Origin of the sequence: Lichenihabitans psoromatis (assembly GCF_004323635.1) — a bacterium.
Taxonomy (GTDB): Bacteria; Pseudomonadota; Alphaproteobacteria; order Rhizobiales; family Beijerinckiaceae; genus Lichenihabitans; species Lichenihabitans psoromatis.
In genome coordinates, this window is the sequence record NZ_CP036515.1 from 706271 (window position 1) to 722401 (window position 16131).

The following is a 16131-nucleotide window of genomic DNA, read 5'->3' on the forward strand; positions in this document are numbered from 1 at the left end:
TTCCTCGTTCACCGTGTGATGCCCTCGACGCCGTTCAGGCGTCAGGCCACCGACGCCGATGGGTTTCGCGTGCCGACCATCTTTGTGTCGGCGATCACGAGTTGGAGCCCGATGTTCTCGACCATGGTACGGGCCGCATCGGAGATCTGATCGTCTGTGATGATCGTCGCGGCTCGTTCGAGCGGCGCGAGGATCATGCTGGATTGGGTGGTGAATTTGCTGGAATCGATCAGCAATACGAGTTCGTCGGCTTGGCGCATAAGGCGCTGCTCGGACTGGATGATGAGCGGGTCACCCTCCATGATGCCGAGATGCGATACGCCTTGAGCGCCCATGAACATGCGGCGCGCGCGGAAATGCGAGATCCCGTCATCCTCGAACGGACTGAGAATGATGTTCTGCTGGCGATAGACCGCTCCCGAGGGCAGGAACACATCGCATTTGGAGTGGCGGAGTAGATGATCCGCGATACTGAACGAATTGGTCAGAACTTGGAGCCGCAAGCGCTGCAAGGGATGCACCATCTGAAACGTCGTGGTGCCGCCGTTGATGATGATGGCATCGCCATCCGCGCATAGTCCTGCGGCCTCGATCGCGATCGCGCGTTTCTGCGCGATATTGATGGTCTCGCTCAACGCGACGGGGCGCACCAGCAATGAGCCGACGGCGGTCGGGTGAATCGATTCAGCGCCGCCCCTCACTTTGCGAAGACGACCCTGCAAGGCCAGAACTGACAGATCGCGCCGGATCGTCGCTTCCGACGCCCCGGTCATCTCGACGATATCCCCGACGGTCGCGACCGCCCTGGTCTGCAATGCCCCGACGATGATGCTGTGGCGTTCTCGCTCGTGCATCGGTCCTCCCATTCGTCGACGCTATGGAAGCCGTCATCCTGTGTCAATCAAATGTCGTCATTTTCTTTCTTTTTGCACCGCAACATGACTGATCGTGACTGGTTTTGCATCGCACAAGGACAGAAATGATTGACGGGGGATCGGAATTTGAGCATACCGGATCGTAATAACCGTATGGATTCCGTCGCAACTCGGCGAGACGACCCATCGCGGAGTCAGCCGGTCCGTCGTCGGACCGGCTCCGGGCCGACAAGCGGCCCATCACAGGGAGGCACCATGGCTGACGCGGGCACACCACATCTGCTCGACAACAGGTGGGACGACGGCAAAGCGGCCGCGATGGACGAGCCCGGCCGGCTGCTCTACCGCTCCAATCTCCTCGGTGGCGACAAGCGGATTACGAATTTCGGCGGCGGCAACACGTCGGCCAAGGTCGCGATGGCGGACCCGCTGACCGGCGAAACCGTGACGGTCCTGTGGGTGAAAGGCTCCGGCGGCGATGTCGGCACCATGAAGCTCGATGGGTTCTCGACCCTCTACATGGACAAGCTGAACCAGCTCAAGACCATCTACCGTGGCCAGGACCACGAGGACGAGATGGTTGGGCTGCTGTCATTCTGCACCTACAATCTCAACCCGCGTGCGGCCTCGATCGATACGCCGTTGCATGCCTATGTGCCCTACCCGCATGTCGACCACATGCACCCCGACGCCGTGATCGCCATTGCGGCGACACGCGACAGCCGCGCCTTGACCCAACAGATCTTCGGCGACGAGATCGGCTGGCTGCCCTGGCGGCGCCCGGGATTCGAGCTCGGTCTCGACCTGTCGCGTTTCGCGGCCGACCATCCGAACGCCAAGGGCGTCGTGCTCGAAAGCCATGGCCTGTTCACCTGGGGCGACAGCGCCAAGGATTGCTACGAGACCACGTTGCGGATCATCAACAAGGCGATCGCCTGGTTCGATGAGCAGACCCGCGGCAAGGCCGTATTCGGCGGCGCCGTGACCCAGTCTCTGCCGGCCGACGAGCGCCGCGCCATCGCGGCCAAGATCATGCCGGAGATCCGTGCCCGCATCAGCGGCTCGGAACGCAAGCTCGGCCATTTCGACGACAGCCAGACGGTGCTCGACTTCGTCAATTCGAAGAACCTCCGCGCTCTCGCGGCCCTCGGCACCAGCTGCCCGGATCACTTCCTCCGCACCAAGATCTGCCCTTTGGTGCTGGAGTTCGACCCGGCGAGCGGCTCGATCGAGACGGTCATCGCCGGTCTCGACAAGGCGATCGCGGCTTATGCCAAGGATTACGCGGCCTATTACGACAAGGCCAAGCACCCGAACAGCCCGGCGATGCGCGACCCGAATGCGGTCGTCTACCTGATCCCCGGCGTCGGCATGATCACCTTCGCGCGCGACAAGGCGACGGCCCGTATCGCGGGCGAGTTTTATGTCAACGCCATCAACGTGATGCGCGGCGCATCCACGGTCGACACCTATGTGGGTCTGCCCGCGCAGGAAGCCTTCGACATCGAATATTGGCTGCTTGAAGAAGCCAAGCTGCAGCGGATGCCGAAGCCGAAGAGCCTCGCGGGCCGGGTCGGCCTGGTGACGGGCGGCGCGGGCGGTATCGGCCGAGCCATCGCGGCTAAACTGCTGAGCGAAGGCGCCTGCGTGGTGCTAGCCGACATCGACGAAACGGCTCTCGCCGATGCCGAAGCCACATTCGGTAAAGCCTATGGCGGCGATGTGGTCCGCACCGTCGTCATGAACGTGACCGATGAGAATGCGGTGATCGGCAAATTCGCCGAGGCCAGCGTCGAGTTCGGTGGCATCGACATCGTGGTGTCCAATGCCGGGATCGCCTCCTCAGAGCCGGTCGAGACCACCACGATCGCCATGTGGGATCGCAACATGGATATCCTCGCCAAAGGCTATTTCCTGGTCGCCCGCGAGGCGTTCCGGCTGATGCGTCGGCAGAAGCTCGGCGGTTCGGTCGTCTTCATCGCTTCGAAGAACGGTCTCGCTGCCTCCCCCAACGCCAGCGCTTATTGCACCGCCAAAGCGGCCGAGATCCATCTGGCGCGCTGTCTCGCGCTCGAAGGCGCCGACGCCGGCATCCGGGTCAATGTCGTCAATCCGGATGCCGTGTTGCGCGGCTCGAAGATCTGGACGGGCGAATGGCGTGAGCAGCGCGCCTCGGCCTATAAAATGAGCCCCGACGAACTCGACGACCATTACCGCAAGCGCTCGATGCTGAAACTCTCGGTGTTCCCGGAAGACATCGCGGAGGCCACCTATTTCCTGGCCTCCGACCTATCGGCCAAATCGACCGGCAATATCATCAATGTCGACGCCGGCAACGCCCAGTCGTTCACACGCTGACAAAGCCCCGATCGGAGAAGTCCATGGTCGATTTGCCTCTCAGCCAAGACCTCGTCGCGCGCCACAACGCCGAGCATGCCGCCGACCTCACGGCTGATTACGACGCGCTCGGCGCCAAGCTGGCGCGGCGCGGCGTCGATATAGCGGCCATCAAGGCCAAGGTTGCAGTCTTCACGGTGGCGGTGCCATCCTGGGGTGTCGGCACCGGCGGCACGCGATTCGCGCGCTTTCCCGGTGGAGGCGAGCCGCGCGGTATCTTCGAAAAGCTCGACGATTGCGCCGTCATCAACCAACTGACCCGCGCCACGCCGAACGTGTCGCTGCATATTCCGTGGGACAAGGCCTCCCCGGCCGAACTCGTCGCCAAGGCGAATAGCCTCGGGCTCGGCTTCGACGCGATGAATTCGAACACGTTCCAGGATCATCCGACCGATCCGAACCAGCCGCTGTCCTATAAATTCGGCTCGCTGTCGCATGCCGACCGCGCCGTGCGCGAGCAGGCGGTCGCCCATAATATCGAGACGATCGAGATCGGCGACGCGATCGGCTCGAAGGCTTTGACGGTGTGGATCGGCGATGGCTCCAACTTCCCGGGCCAGAGTCACTTCACCAAAAGCTTCGAGCGCTATCTCGAGGCGATGGGGAGCATCTACAAAGCCCTGCCGGACGATTGGCGCATCTTCTCCGAACACAAGATGTATGAGCCAGCCTTTTATTCGACCGTCGTGCAGGATTGGGGAACCAGTTACCTGATCGCGCAGACGCTCGGCCCCAAGGCGCTCTGCCTCGTCGACCTCGGTCACCATGCACCGAACGTCAATATCGAGATGATCGTCGCCCGGCTGGTGCAGTTCAAGAAGCTCGGCGGCTTCCATTTCAACGATTCAAAATACGGCGACGACGATCTCGACGCGGGTTCGATCGACCCGTTCCGGCTGTTTCTGGTGTTCAACGAACTGGTGGACGCCGAACAGACGCCGGGCAACGACCTCAATCTCGCCCATATGATCGATCAGTCGCACAACGTGACCGACCCGATCGAAAGCCTGATCCGGTCGGCCAACGAGATCCGTCGCGCCTACGCGCAAGCCCTGCTGGTCGACCGCCACGCGCTGGCCGGCTACCAGGACAACAATGACGCCATCTTGGCGTCGGAAGCGCTAAAGGACGGGTTCCGCATCGACGTCGAGCCGATCCTGGCCCAAGCCCGCGTCGATGCCGGCGGTGCAATCGATCCGCTCAAAGCCTATCGGGCCAGCGGTTACCGGGAGGCGGTTGCGGCCAAGCGCCCGGCCGTCAAGGGCTCGGGCGGCGGCATCGTCTAACCTCGCAGATCGGGGGCGTCAGTACGGCGTGCCTTGCAGCTTCTGGCGCTTCAACGCCGCCGCATACCACTCGAATTCATCGAGGAACCGATCGAGCGACTTGAGGGTGCGCTCGTCGGAGGGCGTGCCGTCATCGGCGAGCGCCTGCCCGATCTTCGGGATCGGCATGAGGCTCGGAATGCTCGGCATGCCGAGTTCGCTCAGCACCATGCGGAGTTGCATCGCGGCCCGGACGCCGCCGAACTGCCCGGCCGAATAGCAGACGATGCCGGACGGCCGCCAGAAATACTCTTCCAAGAAATAGTCGAGCAGGTTCTTCAGCGCGGGCGGAATACCGTGGTTATATTCCGCGCTGACGATCATGAACCCGTCGGCCCGTCGATATAGCGTCGCGAGCCGTTCGAGGTTGTCCGGGGCCTCCCCCTTCGGATGCTCCTTGTACATTCGGTCGAGCAGCGGCAGTTGCAGCTCGAGGGGATCGACCAGCACCGCCTCGTGGCCGCGCTTCGTCAACTCGCTCATGAGGAGACGCGCGGCCTTGATGCCTTGCCGGTCGCGCCGCACCGAGCCGAGCAGCACCGGGATCGTCAGCCTCGTCGAGATCTCGGTCATGCGTGTCACTCCCCTGAGGATGCGCGCTCACGCACGGCGCGGATGAGATCGGCCGAGGTGGCCAGCTTGGTATATTCGGGAACGCGCAACTCACCGCCCATGAAGACATGGGCGCGGCGTGGCACCATCGCGCTCGCGACGGGCTGCAGCGCCGCATAGTGGAGTTCGGTCGGCTTGGCGCCGGCGACGATCCGCTCGACGTTGCGCTCGGTGATGCCGCCGCCCGGCATAATGATGATCCGGTTTCCGGCGCGCTCGATCAACGCGGTGATCAGCGGCAGTCCTTCGAGAACGGTCGCGTCCTGGCCCGAGGTGAGGACCCGGTCGACACCGAGGTCGATCAACGTGTCCAACGCCTCAAACGGATCGACCGTCATGTCAAAGGCCCGGTGGAACGTCACGCTCAGCGGCCGCGCCGCTGTGATCAGCCTGCGGCTGCGCTCGACATCAATGCGACCGTCAGCGGTCAACAGGCCGATCACGACGCCGTCGGCGCCCTCCTGCTTGGCGGTCTCGATATCGGCCAGCATGGTCTCGACTTCGTCGTCATCGAAGAGAAAGTCGCCGCCCCGCGGCCGGATGATGACGTGAAGCCCGATGCCATCGACGCGCCGCGCCTGACGGATCATGCCCCGGCTCGGGGTAATGCCACCCTCGAACAAGGCGGCGCAGAGCTCGACCCGCTTGGCGCCCGCTGCGACGGCGGCCCGTACCGCCGCAACCGAATCGACACAAATTTCGACGATCATTCGATCCCTTTCGTGTCGCGCGAGCCCCAACGCAGAGGGGCGGAGCGGCCACAACGCCCACCCCGCCCCTGTCTACCTGAAAAGCGTGGTGGTGTTAGCCGAGAACGATGACCTTGGTGCCTTCGGGGGCACGGCTGTAGAGATGGATCACGTCCTGATTGACCATTCGGATGCAGCCGGACGAGACATTGCTGCCGATCGTCTCGGGCTCCGTGGTGCCATGGATGCGATAGCCGAGATCGCCGGTCTTGCCGAAGAGGTAGAGCGCACGGGCACCGAGCGGGCTGCGCGAGCCGCCAGGAACGCCGAGGCCGCGCTTGGTAGAGACCAGCTGGGCGCGGATGTCAGGGTCGCGATCGACCATCTCCTTCGGCGGGATCCAATCCGGCCAGCTGCGGCGCATGTTGATCTGCGCGACGCCGTTCCATAAGAACCCCTCGCGCCCCACGCCGACGCCATAACGGGTCGCCCGCTGATCCGGCTCGACGAAGAAGAGATACCGCGACTTCGGGTCGACCACCACGGTGCCGGGCCGCTCGGGGCCTTGATATCGAACGATCTGGCGCAGGAAGACCGGATCGACACGGGCATAATCAAACGCCAACACCGGAAATTGCTCACCGGAAAAGCTGCCGTAGATGGCCTGATAATCCGGCTTGCCGATCGTTGCGCCACCGACGCCTTGTGGGCCACCAAAGCCGCCGAACATATCCCCGAACGAGGGCATGTCCCGCCCGCCTCCGGCGCATCCGGCGAGGCCGGCCGCCGCGAGCGCGACTGCGCTGGAGGAAAAGAACTGACGACGACTGAGACTGACCATGAGCATGTTTACCAAAGCGACCTGATGCTCAGAATATGGCTCGCGTGGTTAAAATATGGTTTGACCGGCGCGCGGTTTCTTATCTTTCGAGATGTTGCTCAAGATCAACGATCGATTGCGCCGAACGGGTCGTCACATGACTTGGCCGGCTGCGTGAACCAGCGCGGTCCATCGGCCGCCATATAGATATGATCTTCAAGGCGCACGCCGAAGGCGCCCGGAATGCAGAGCATCGGCTCGATGCTGAAACACATGCCTTCTGCGAGCGGCGTCCGGTCTGTGCCGACGAAGTTCGGTGCCTCGTGGATGTCGATCCCGATGCCATGGCCGGTTCGATGCGGCAGGCCGGGGAGCGCATAGCCCGGGCCATAGCCGTTCCGTTCGAGATCGCCGCGGACTGCATCGTCGACCGCTCCGCACGGCTGCCCGATCCGAGCCGCCTCGAACGCGACGATCTGGGCCGCGCGCTCATGCTCCCACACGCGGCGTTGCTGATCGGAGGCTTCGCCGAACACATAGCTGCGGGTGATGTCGGATTGGTAGCCGAGCAATTTGCAGCCGGTGTCGATCAGCACCATGTCGCCTGCCTCGAGCGCCTTGGGATGTTTGACGCCGTGCGGAAACGCCGTGTCGGCGCCAAACAGCACGATGCAGAAGAACGACCCGTCGGGCGCGCCCGCCGCCCGATGCGCCGTGTCGATGAAGGTCTCGACCTCGCGGGCCGTGATGCCGACCCGGAGGATGCGGGCCGCCGCGCGCTGCACCACCAAGGTCATCGCATGGGCGCGTTGCATCAGCGCGATCTCGGCCGCCGACTTGCGGGCGCGGCAGCCGCTCGTCACCGGGCCGGCGCTGACGACCGCAAGACGGGGCGCCAGCGCGACCCGAAGCCTCTCGGCCAAGCCGAATTCGGTCGTCTCATCGAGCCCAATGGTGCCGCTCGCGATGCCGAGGTCCGCCAGGACGGAGGCGAGAAGCGCGCAGGGATCTTGATTCTCATGCCAGCCATGGAACGGCGCCTCGATTCGCATCTGCTCGGCGAAGGTGCCGGTTTCGAAGACCGGCAGCAGATAAGCGAGATGGCCGGAGGCCGTGAGGACCGCGCCGGCTAGGCGTTCGCTCGGGTGCCAATCGATTCCGGTGAAATACAGCAGGTTGCTGCCGGCATCGAGATAGACGGCCGCGAGCCCCTGCTGGCGCATCAGATGCTGCGCCTGCGCTAGGCGAGACCGATAATCGGCCTCGCCAATCGGTTCGACTCCGGCTGTCATGTCGCGGATGGACGCGAGTTCGACCTCAGCCGTCGAGCCGCCGATCCCAATACTCATGTCGATCGCGTCCTCATCGAAAAAGAAGATGGGCGCCCGAGGCCGCCCATCTCGTGCCGGTTTGGATCAACGCGCCGCGATGACCGCGATCTCGACCTTATGGGCCGGCGTCGCAAGCTTGGCCTCGACGGTCGCACGGCCCGGGGTCTGGCCGTCCAGCACCCAACCATCCCAGATCGAGTTCATCTCGGCGAAGGTGCTCATGTCGGTCAGCCAGATGTTCACCATCAGCAGCTTGGACTTGTCGCTGCCGGCTTCGGCCAGCAAAGCGTCGATGTTCTGCAAGATGTCCTTGGTCTGCTCGGCGACGGTGCCACCGACGGCCTTTTGGGCCACCTGGCCGGCCAAGTAGACGGTATCGCCATGCACGACGGCCTGGGACATGCGCGGGCCGACGCCGATACGGGTGATGGACATTGTCATTCTCCTTCAAGTGAGGCCGGGAGCGGCCGGATCAGCGCGCTCGGTTTGCGGGATCGAGGCGGTTGCGGTCAACCATCTGCCAGATGATTTCTCATGCTGCCGTGCCTGCGCCGGGCCATGTATCGGATAAACGATAGCCGGCCGGATAGGGATCGCTCGGGTCGAGCAGCAACTGGTGCGTGCCCGTGATCCAGGCCGTGCCGGAAATGGTCGGGATGATGGCGGGCCGGCCCCCCACTTCGGTTTCGGCCAGGATCTGGCAATCGAAGCGTGAGCCGATGATCGAACGCGCGACGTAGCGATCACCGGTTTTCAGGATGCCTTTGGCATGCAGCACCGCGAGCCGGGCCGAGCATCCGGTGCCGGTCGGCGAGCGGTCGATCTTGCCGGGGCGGATCGCGACCGCGTTCACGCCCGCCATCACGCCATCCTCAAGGCTGAGCGGCCCGGCGATCTGGCAGAACGAGAGATGGGCCCAGTCCGGATTGTCCGGATGTACGAAGCCGAGTTGTTCATTGGCGGCGCGCGTGATCGCCATGCCGGTCTCGGCCAGATCGCGGGCCTCGTCGGGCGTGATCGCAAAGCCGAGGGCGCGGCTATCGACGATGACGAAACTGTCCCCGCCATAGGCCGTATCGACCGTCAGCGTCCCGATGCCCGGCACCTCGATGACCGCGTCGAGCTTGGCCGCGAACGAGGGAACATTGGTGACCGTGATGCGCTCGGCCTTGCCGTCCCGGCAATGCGCCAGGATCTCGACGACGCCGCCCGGCGGTTCGAGCAGGAGCCGGGTTTCAGGCTCCTGCATCGGGATGATGCCGGTCTCCAGCAGCACCGTGGCGACGCAGATCGCGTTCGACCCGGACATCGGCGGTGTATCGGCCGGCTCCATGATGATCCAGCCCATCTGGGCGCGGGGGTCCTTCGGGGGCACCAGCAGGTTGACGTGCCGGAACACGCCGCCGCGCGGCTCGTTCAGCACGAAATTCCGCAGCGTCTCGTCCCGGGCGATAAAGCGGGACTGCTCCCAGATGGTCGCCCCCGGTGGCGGCAACACACCGCCCACGATGACGTCGCCGACCTCTCCGGCCGCATGGCAACTGACGACGTGAATGACCTTCGAGGATCGCACAAGCTTCTCCGAGAATGCGGGTCGGGCCGGCCTAGGATCGACCCAGCACCGGAACGGGGGAATCATCGAGACGCTCGCGCGCCACGGCGAATTCTGTGCGGAGGTCCCGCAACGTGTTGGCGATATGGGCCGAGGCCAGCGTAGCCGCAGCATCGGCCTGCCCCGCAGCCCAAGCACCGAATAGGGCCTTGTGTTCGGCCACGGCTAGGTCGTCGCGACCCTTGGGTTCGAGGTGTTTGCACACGTAGCGTTCGGCGATGACCTGAAGGCGCTCGACCATCTGCATCGTGACGAGCCGACCGCCCGGACGGATCAGCGCGAGATGAAAGGCGCGATTGAGCGCGCCCGCCTCCGGCCCGTGCGTCTCGATGGCCTGATTGAGCGCCGCCAGCGCCGTCTGAGCAGCCTCATGATCGTCAACAGTGGCGCGGCGGCAGGCCCAGGCGACCGCCTCCGGTTCGATCTTCAGCCGAAGGTCGAACACGTCATAGGCTTCGTCGGCCGAGAGCGGACGCACGAAAAACCCGCGATTGGCCTGCGACAGCACGAGGCCGTCCTGCTCGAGCTTGGCGAAGGCTTCGCGCAGCGGGATCTTGCTGACGCCAAGTTCCGCCGCCAGAGCGTCTTGCCGGATCGGCATGTCGCCCACCATCATGCCCGAAATGATGCGATCGCGCACGAGATCGAAGATTTGGTCGGCGAGCCCGCGCTTGACCAGCAGTGTCACGCGGATGGTCCGGCCCGGTCATACAACCTGAAAACCCTTCCAGAACACATCGGCCCGGTCGACCCAGATCGTGTTGAAGCCCGTCGCGATAGCCGATCCCTCGATCGAGGGAATGATGGCGGCCTGCCCGGCAAGATCCGTGGTTTTCTCGACACGACCGATGAACCGACTACCGATATAGCTTTCATGAACGAAGCGCTCGCCCGGCCGCAGCTTGCCCTTGGCGGCGAGATGCGCGAGCCGCGCCGAGGTTCCGGTGCCGCAAGGCGAGCGATCGATGGCCTTGTCGCCATAGAAGACGGCATTCCGCCCATCCGCGCCATCGCCGCGGGGCTTGTCGGCCCAGAGCACGTGGCTGACGCCGCGGATCGTTGGATCGAGCGGATGCACCGGCTCGAATTTGGCGCTGACCAGCGTCCGGACCTCCTGACTGAGGTCAATGAGGCGAGCGGCCCCGAGATCGTCGAGCCCCGTATAGGCCCCCTGCGGTTCGACGATCGCGTAATAATTGCCGCCATATGAGACGTCGACCGACAAAGGTCCGAAGCCCGGCACGTCGATCGCAATGCCGGTCGCGGCAAGATAAGCCGGCACATTGGTGATCTTGACCGAGGTGACCCGGTCACCCTCGCTCGTATAGGCGATGTCGATCACGCCGGCCGGAACCTCGACCCGCAACCGCCCAGGCTCGCGCGGCTGGATCAAACCGTGTTCCAGCCCGAACGTCACAAGGCCGATGGTGCCATGCCCGCACATCGGCAGGCACCCGCTCGTCTCGATGAACAGAATGCCGACGTCGGTGTCGGCCTGCGTCGGCGGATAGAGAAAACCGCCCGACATCATGTCATGGCCGCGCGGCTCGAAACAGAGGCTGGTCCGGATCCAATCGAAACGGGCGAGGAAATCCTGCCGCCGTTCCGACATGGTGGCGCCCCGCAACAGAGGCGCGCCACCCGCCACGAGGCGCACCGGATTGCCGGCCGTGTGACCGTCGATGCAGAAGAACGTATGGCGCATGGCTCAGGCCGCCTTGTCGATGAGAGCGCGGGTCGGGTCGCGGCTGCTTGCACGGTGCGGCTGCCGCAACCGGAAAACGTATACGATATACAGACGTCAGGCGGGTGTCCTGTCAAGCGCGTGTCCGGTTGACGCTCGCGGGTGGACCGATCATGTGTTCGATCGAAACGGGAACATCGCCATGCCGCACGCCGCCTCCGTCATCACTGAAACTCATAATCTCCTGTCGGCTCTCGGCGTCCCGCGTGAGCTCTACACGGGCGGTTCGCTGGCGGTGCGGTCGCCGATCACGGGCGAGATCATCGCATCGGTGGTCGAGACGCCCAAGGGTGCCGTCGACGGAGCGATCGGGCAGGCCCATGAGGCGTTTCTGCACTGGCGCCAAGTGCCGGGGCCGCGCCGGGGCGAATTGGTGCGCCTGCTCGGCGACGAACTCCGTGCCAACAAGGAAGCGCTCGGCCGCCTCGTTACGCTGGAAGTCGGCAAGGTCGTTTCGGAAGGCCAGGGCGAGGTTCAGGAGATGATCGACATCTGCGATCTCGCGGTCGGGCTGTCGCGGCAATTGTTCGGCCTGACGATCCAATCCGAGCGGCCGGACCACCGGCTGATGGAGCAATGGCACCCGGCCGGCGTGGTCGGCGTCATCTCGGCCTTCAACTTTCCGGTGGCGGTCTGGTCGTGGAACGCGGCTTTGGCGTTCGTTTGCGGCGACTCGGTCGTTTGGAAGCCGTCGGAAAAGACGCCGCTGACCGCCCTCGCGGTGCAGGCTCTATTCGAAAAGGCGGCGGCACGGTTCGGCGACGTTCCAGCCGGTCTCAGCACGGTTCTGGTGGGCGGGCGCGATGTCGGCGAACTGCTGGTCGATGACGTCCGGGTGCCGGTTCTGTCGGCGACCGGATCGACCCGTATGGGCCGCCTCGTCGGCGAGCGGGTCGCCCGTCGCTTTGGTCGCTCCATTTTGGAACTCGGCGGCAACAATGCCTCGATCGTGACACCCTCGGCCGATCTCGATCTGACGCTTCGGGCCGTCGCCTTCGCGGCGATGGGCACGGCGGGGCAACGCTGCACCACGTTGCGCCGCCTCATCGTGCATGAGAGCGTCTACGCCACCCTCGTGCCGAAGCTCGCCTCGGTCTATGGCACCATCGCGGTCGGCAGCCCGGTTGCCAGCGACGCGTTGATCGGCCCGCTGATCGACAAAGCCGCATTCGATGCGATGGAGGCGGCGCTGGCCGAAGCAAAGCAGGCGGGCGGCATCGTGCATGGCGGCGAGCGGGTCGAGATCACCGGGCCGGATGCCTATTACGTCCGCCCCGCGCTGGTCGAAATGCCGGGCCAGACCGGCCCCGTCGTGCAGGAGACCTTCGCGCCGATCCTCTATGTGCTGAAATACAGCACCTTCGACGAGGCTATTGCGCTGCAGAACGACGTGCTGCAGGGGTTATCGTCCTCGATCTTCGGCACCGATCTGCGTGAGGTCGAGCGGTTTCTGTCGGCGCTCGGCTCGGATTGCGGCATCGCCAACGTCAATATGGGCCCGTCGGGCGCCGAGATCGGCGGCGCATTCGGTGGCGAAAAGGAAACCGGCGGCGGCCGCGAGAGCGGGTCGGACGCCTGGAAGGCCTATATGCGGCGGCAGACCAACGCCATCAACTACGGCCGCACGGTGCCGCTGGCCCAGGGCGTCAAATTCGACGTCTAGGCGCGTTGGCCTCACCTTTGCGTCGTCTCCCAGTCGGCCGCCTGATAATAGGGTGCGTTGGAGGCGGCGAGCGGGGCCTTGCCGAGGATGATGTCGGCGGCCTTTTCGCCGATCATGATGGTCGGCGCATTCAGGTTGCCGGTCGTCAGCGACGGCATGATCGAGCTATCGACGACGCGTAAGCCCTCGGTGCCGATCACCCGCGTTTCCGGGTCGACCACCGCCATCGGGTCGCTCGGAAGGCCCATCTTGCAACTGCATGAGGGATGGTAGGCGCTTTCCACATGGTTGCGAATGAAGCCGTCGATGGCGGCGTCGCTCGTCACGTCGGTGCCGGGCTGAATCTCGCGACCGCGGTAAGGGTCGAAGGCGGCTTGCGCGAAGATCTCTCGCGTCAGCCGCACGCAGGCCCGCATCTCGGTCACGTCGTCCGGTTGGCTCATATAGTTGAAGAACACGCGCGGATGCTCGAACGGATCGGCTGATTTCAGCCGCACCCAGCCCCGGCTCTTAGTCCGCATCGGCCCGACATGCACCTGAAACCCATGCTCGCTCGCCAGCCCCTTGCCATCATAGGTCACGGCCAGAGGCAGGAAATGATATTGAATGTCGGGGTAGCGGACGCCCGCGCGCGAGCGGATGAAGCCGCAGGTCTCGAAATGGTTGGTGGCGCCATGGCCCTTGCGGCTCAGGAGCCATTGCAGCCCGATCGCCCCACGCGCCATCAGCCCCGTCTGGCCATACAGCGTGATCGGCTGCTTGGATGCCACCTGGAAGTAGAATTCGAGATGATCCTGCAGGTTCTCGCCGACCCCCGGCAGGTCGTGCACCACCGGGATGCCGAGGGCTTTTAATTCGGCGGCCGGGCCGATGCCGGACAGTTTGAGTAATTGCGGTGAATTGATCGGCCCGCCGCTGAGGATCACCTCGCGCCGCGCCGTCACGACGCGCTCGCGGCCATGCTGGCGATAGCGGATGCCGACCGCGCGCTTGCCCTCGAACACGATGCCGGTCGCCATCGCATGGGTCACGACCTTAAGGTTCGGCCGCTTCATGGCGGGTTTTAGATAGGCATTGGCGGCAGACCAGCGGATGCCGTTCCGCACCGTCATGTCCATGCGGCCAAAGCCTTCCTGCTGGCCGCCGTTGATATCCTCGGTGACCGGATAGCCGGCCTGCCGCCCAGCCTCCACAAAGGCGTGATAAAGCGGATTCTTCAGCACGCCATAGCTGGTCGATAAGGGTCCGTCCGACCCGCGATAGGCGTCGCCGCCCTCTTTGCGGGTTTCGGCCCGCTTGAAATAGGGCAAGACGTTGCGATAGCCCCAGCCTGCCGCGCCTTCCTGCTCCCACCGATCGAAATCATGCGGGTTGCCGCGCACATAGACGAGACCGTTGATCGAGGATGAGCCACCCAGCACCTTGCCGCGCGGGCAATGCAGCCGGCGGTTGTCGAGGCCGGGCTCCGGCTCGGTCTCATAGTACCAGTTGTAGCGCTTGCGGTTCATCGGGATCGACAGCGCGCCCGGCATCTGGATCACGACCGATCTGTCCGAGCCGCCGACCTCGAGCACCAGCACGGACTGTTTTCCGTCCTCGGACAGTCGCGCGGCCAGCACGCAGCCTGCCGACCCGGCCCCGACGATGACGTAATCGTAGCTGTCCTGTGCTGCCTCAACCATGAGAACTCCTGTCGGCGCGACCCTGGATGCTCTCCCCTAGCCGGTTTTTGTGGGATCGCCACGCCCGATCGCGACCGTTGCGCCCGACCCTGCGACATGACCCCTGGATTGTCTCGCGGCGGCTCGGCCCCGCCTTGTGCCTCCCCTCTGTACCGGTCATGTTGAAGGTTCCGACGACGTCACACGCGCAAGGTTCCCTTATGACGGCTGCCCTCACGTTCAGGAATGTCGACATCGTCTTCGGCAACAAGCCGAGGGCGGCGCTCGATCTTCTCGACGCCGGCAAGACTCGGGATGAGATTATCGCCGCGACCGGCCAGGTGGTCGGCGTCGCCGATGCGAGCTTGACGGTGGAGAGCGGCGAAATCTGCGTCCTCATGGGCCTGTCGGGCTCGGGCAAGTCGACGTTGCTGCGATCGGTCAATCGGCTCAACGAGACGGCGCGCGGCGACGTGATCGTGACGCATGAGGGGCGCGACATCAATGTCGCGACTTGCGACGCCAAGACCTTGCGTGACCTGCGTTCGCGCGGTGTCGCGATGGTGTTCCAGCAATTCGCCCTGCTGCCCTGGCGCACGGTGCGGGACAATGTCGGGCTCGGGCTCGAGTTGCGCGGTGCCTCAAAGGCCGAGCGCGACCGCATCGTCACCGAAAAACTCGAGATGGTCGGCCTCGGCCAATGGGCCGGCAAATACGCCCATGAACTGTCGGGCGGCATGCAACAGCGTGTCGGGCTCGCCCGCGCCTTCGCGACCGATGCCGATATTCTTCTCATGGACGAGCCCTTTTCGGCGCTCGATCCGCTGATCCGCGCCAAGCTGCAGGATGAATTGCTCGATCTGCAAGCCAAGCTGAAGAAAACCATCCTGTTCGTCAGCCACGATCTCGACGAAGCCATCAAACTCGGCAACCGCATCGTCATCATGGAAGGCGGCCGCATCGTGCAGGCCGGAACCGCGCAGGATATCGTGCTGCGGCCGGCCGATGGCTATGTGGCCGAATTCGTCCGCCACATGAACCCGCTCGAAGGATTGCGGGCCGCCTCGGTCATGACGCCGCTGGCCGATATCCCGCGCGATGGCGCCGTGCTGGAGCCGTGCTCCGTCTCGAAGCTTCGCCTCACGCTGCATGCGGATGGCACAGTCGCTTCGGTCACCCATGGCGCGACCGCCCTGCCCGGCACCATCGTGGCGGCCGCCAGCGTCAACGGCGCGCGGCAGGGTGCGGCCGCCGTCACGGTGCGGGGCGATGCGCCGCTCAAACAAGCCGTCGCGCTCCGCCATGCAGAAAACTGTCCGATCCTCGTGCTAGACGATGCCGACGCCCTGCTGGGCACGATCTGCGAGCCGGAGATTTTCCGCGCCTTGCTGCGCGTGTAGAC

14 protein-coding genes are annotated in these 16131 nt (G+C 64.5%); 4 read left to right on the top strand and 10 right to left on the bottom strand.

Features of this window, described 5'->3' with window-relative positions:
- Positions 1 to 41: 41 nt before the first annotated feature.
- On the bottom strand, positions 42 to 854 hold the full coding sequence (locus EY713_RS03305) for a DeoR/GlpR family DNA-binding transcription regulator (protein ID WP_131113550.1): 813 nt from the start codon (positions 852 to 854) through the stop codon (positions 42 to 44).
- Between the two features lie 276 nt (positions 855 to 1130).
- Between EY713_RS03305 and EY713_RS03310 the strand changes: the two genes are divergently transcribed.
- Together EY713_RS03310 and rhaI are read left to right on the top strand one after the other, a co-directional pair.
- Positions 1131 to 3233 (top strand): bifunctional rhamnulose-1-phosphate aldolase/short-chain dehydrogenase, encoded by a 2103-nt coding sequence (locus tag EY713_RS03310; protein WP_131113551.1) that lies wholly within the window; start codon positions 1131 to 1133, stop codon positions 3231 to 3233.
- A gap of 23 nt (positions 3234 to 3256) precedes the next feature.
- Positions 3257 to 4558, top strand: a complete 1302-nt coding sequence (gene rhaI / locus EY713_RS03315) for an L-rhamnose catabolism isomerase (RefSeq protein ID WP_131113552.1) — start codon at positions 3257 to 3259, stop codon at positions 4556 to 4558.
- A gap of 18 nt (positions 4559 to 4576) precedes the next feature.
- Here rhaI and EY713_RS03320 read toward each other — a convergent pair whose 3' ends face one another.
- The 8 genes from EY713_RS03320 to EY713_RS03355 all read right to left on the bottom strand — a co-directional run bounded on the left by EY713_RS03320 (position 4577) and on the right by EY713_RS03355 (position 11366).
- Positions 4577 to 5170, bottom strand: coding sequence for an NADPH-dependent FMN reductase (locus EY713_RS03320; RefSeq protein WP_131113553.1), 594 nt, complete (start codon positions 5168 to 5170; stop codon positions 4577 to 4579).
- A gap of 5 nt (positions 5171 to 5175) precedes the next feature.
- A complete protein-coding gene (locus EY713_RS03325) occupies positions 5176 to 5919 on the bottom strand; it encodes a copper homeostasis protein CutC (protein WP_131113554.1) in 744 nt (247 codons plus the stop codon).
- 94 nt (positions 5920 to 6013) lie between these two features.
- Complete coding sequence (locus EY713_RS03330) at positions 6014 to 6745, bottom strand: L,D-transpeptidase (RefSeq protein WP_245504194.1); 732 nt, start codon at positions 6743 to 6745, stop codon at positions 6014 to 6016.
- A gap of 98 nt (positions 6746 to 6843) precedes the next feature.
- Entirely contained in the window at positions 6844 to 8067 is a 1224-nt protein-coding gene (locus EY713_RS03335) for a M24 family metallopeptidase (protein ID WP_131113555.1), read from the bottom strand.
- Between the two features lie 66 nt (positions 8068 to 8133).
- On the bottom strand, positions 8134 to 8484 hold the full coding sequence (locus EY713_RS03340) for a RidA family protein (protein ID WP_131113556.1): 351 nt from the start codon (positions 8482 to 8484) through the stop codon (positions 8134 to 8136).
- A 97-nt stretch (positions 8485 to 8581) separates the two neighbouring features.
- Positions 8582 to 9622 (bottom strand): trans-3-hydroxy-L-proline dehydratase, encoded by a 1041-nt coding sequence (locus tag EY713_RS03345; protein WP_131113557.1) that lies wholly within the window; start codon positions 9620 to 9622, stop codon positions 8582 to 8584.
- A 31-nt stretch (positions 9623 to 9653) separates the two neighbouring features.
- Positions 9654 to 10349, bottom strand: coding sequence for a GntR family transcriptional regulator (locus EY713_RS03350; protein ID WP_131113558.1), 696 nt, complete (start codon positions 10347 to 10349; stop codon positions 9654 to 9656).
- Positions 10350 to 10367: 18 nt separating this feature from the next.
- Positions 10368 to 11366, bottom strand: a complete 999-nt coding sequence (locus EY713_RS03355) for a 4-hydroxyproline epimerase (protein ID WP_131113559.1) — start codon at positions 11364 to 11366, stop codon at positions 10368 to 10370.
- Between the two features lie 181 nt (positions 11367 to 11547).
- Between EY713_RS03355 and amaB the strand changes: the two genes are divergently transcribed.
- Entirely contained in the window at positions 11548 to 13068 is a 1521-nt protein-coding gene (gene amaB, locus EY713_RS03360; RefSeq protein WP_131113560.1) for an L-piperidine-6-carboxylate dehydrogenase, read from the top strand.
- Between the two features lie 11 nt (positions 13069 to 13079).
- On the opposite strand, the gene betA is transcribed toward amaB, so the two are convergent.
- A complete protein-coding gene (gene betA, locus EY713_RS03365) occupies positions 13080 to 14750 on the bottom strand; it encodes a choline dehydrogenase (RefSeq protein ID WP_131113561.1) in 1671 nt (556 codons plus the stop codon).
- A 200-nt stretch (positions 14751 to 14950) separates the two neighbouring features.
- Here betA and choV point away from each other — a divergent pair, with 200 nt between their 5' ends.
- Positions 14951 to 16129, top strand: coding sequence for a choline ABC transporter ATP-binding protein (choV, locus tag EY713_RS03370; RefSeq protein WP_131113562.1), 1179 nt, complete (start codon positions 14951 to 14953; stop codon positions 16127 to 16129).
- The last annotated feature ends 2 nt before the right edge of the window (positions 16130 to 16131 follow it).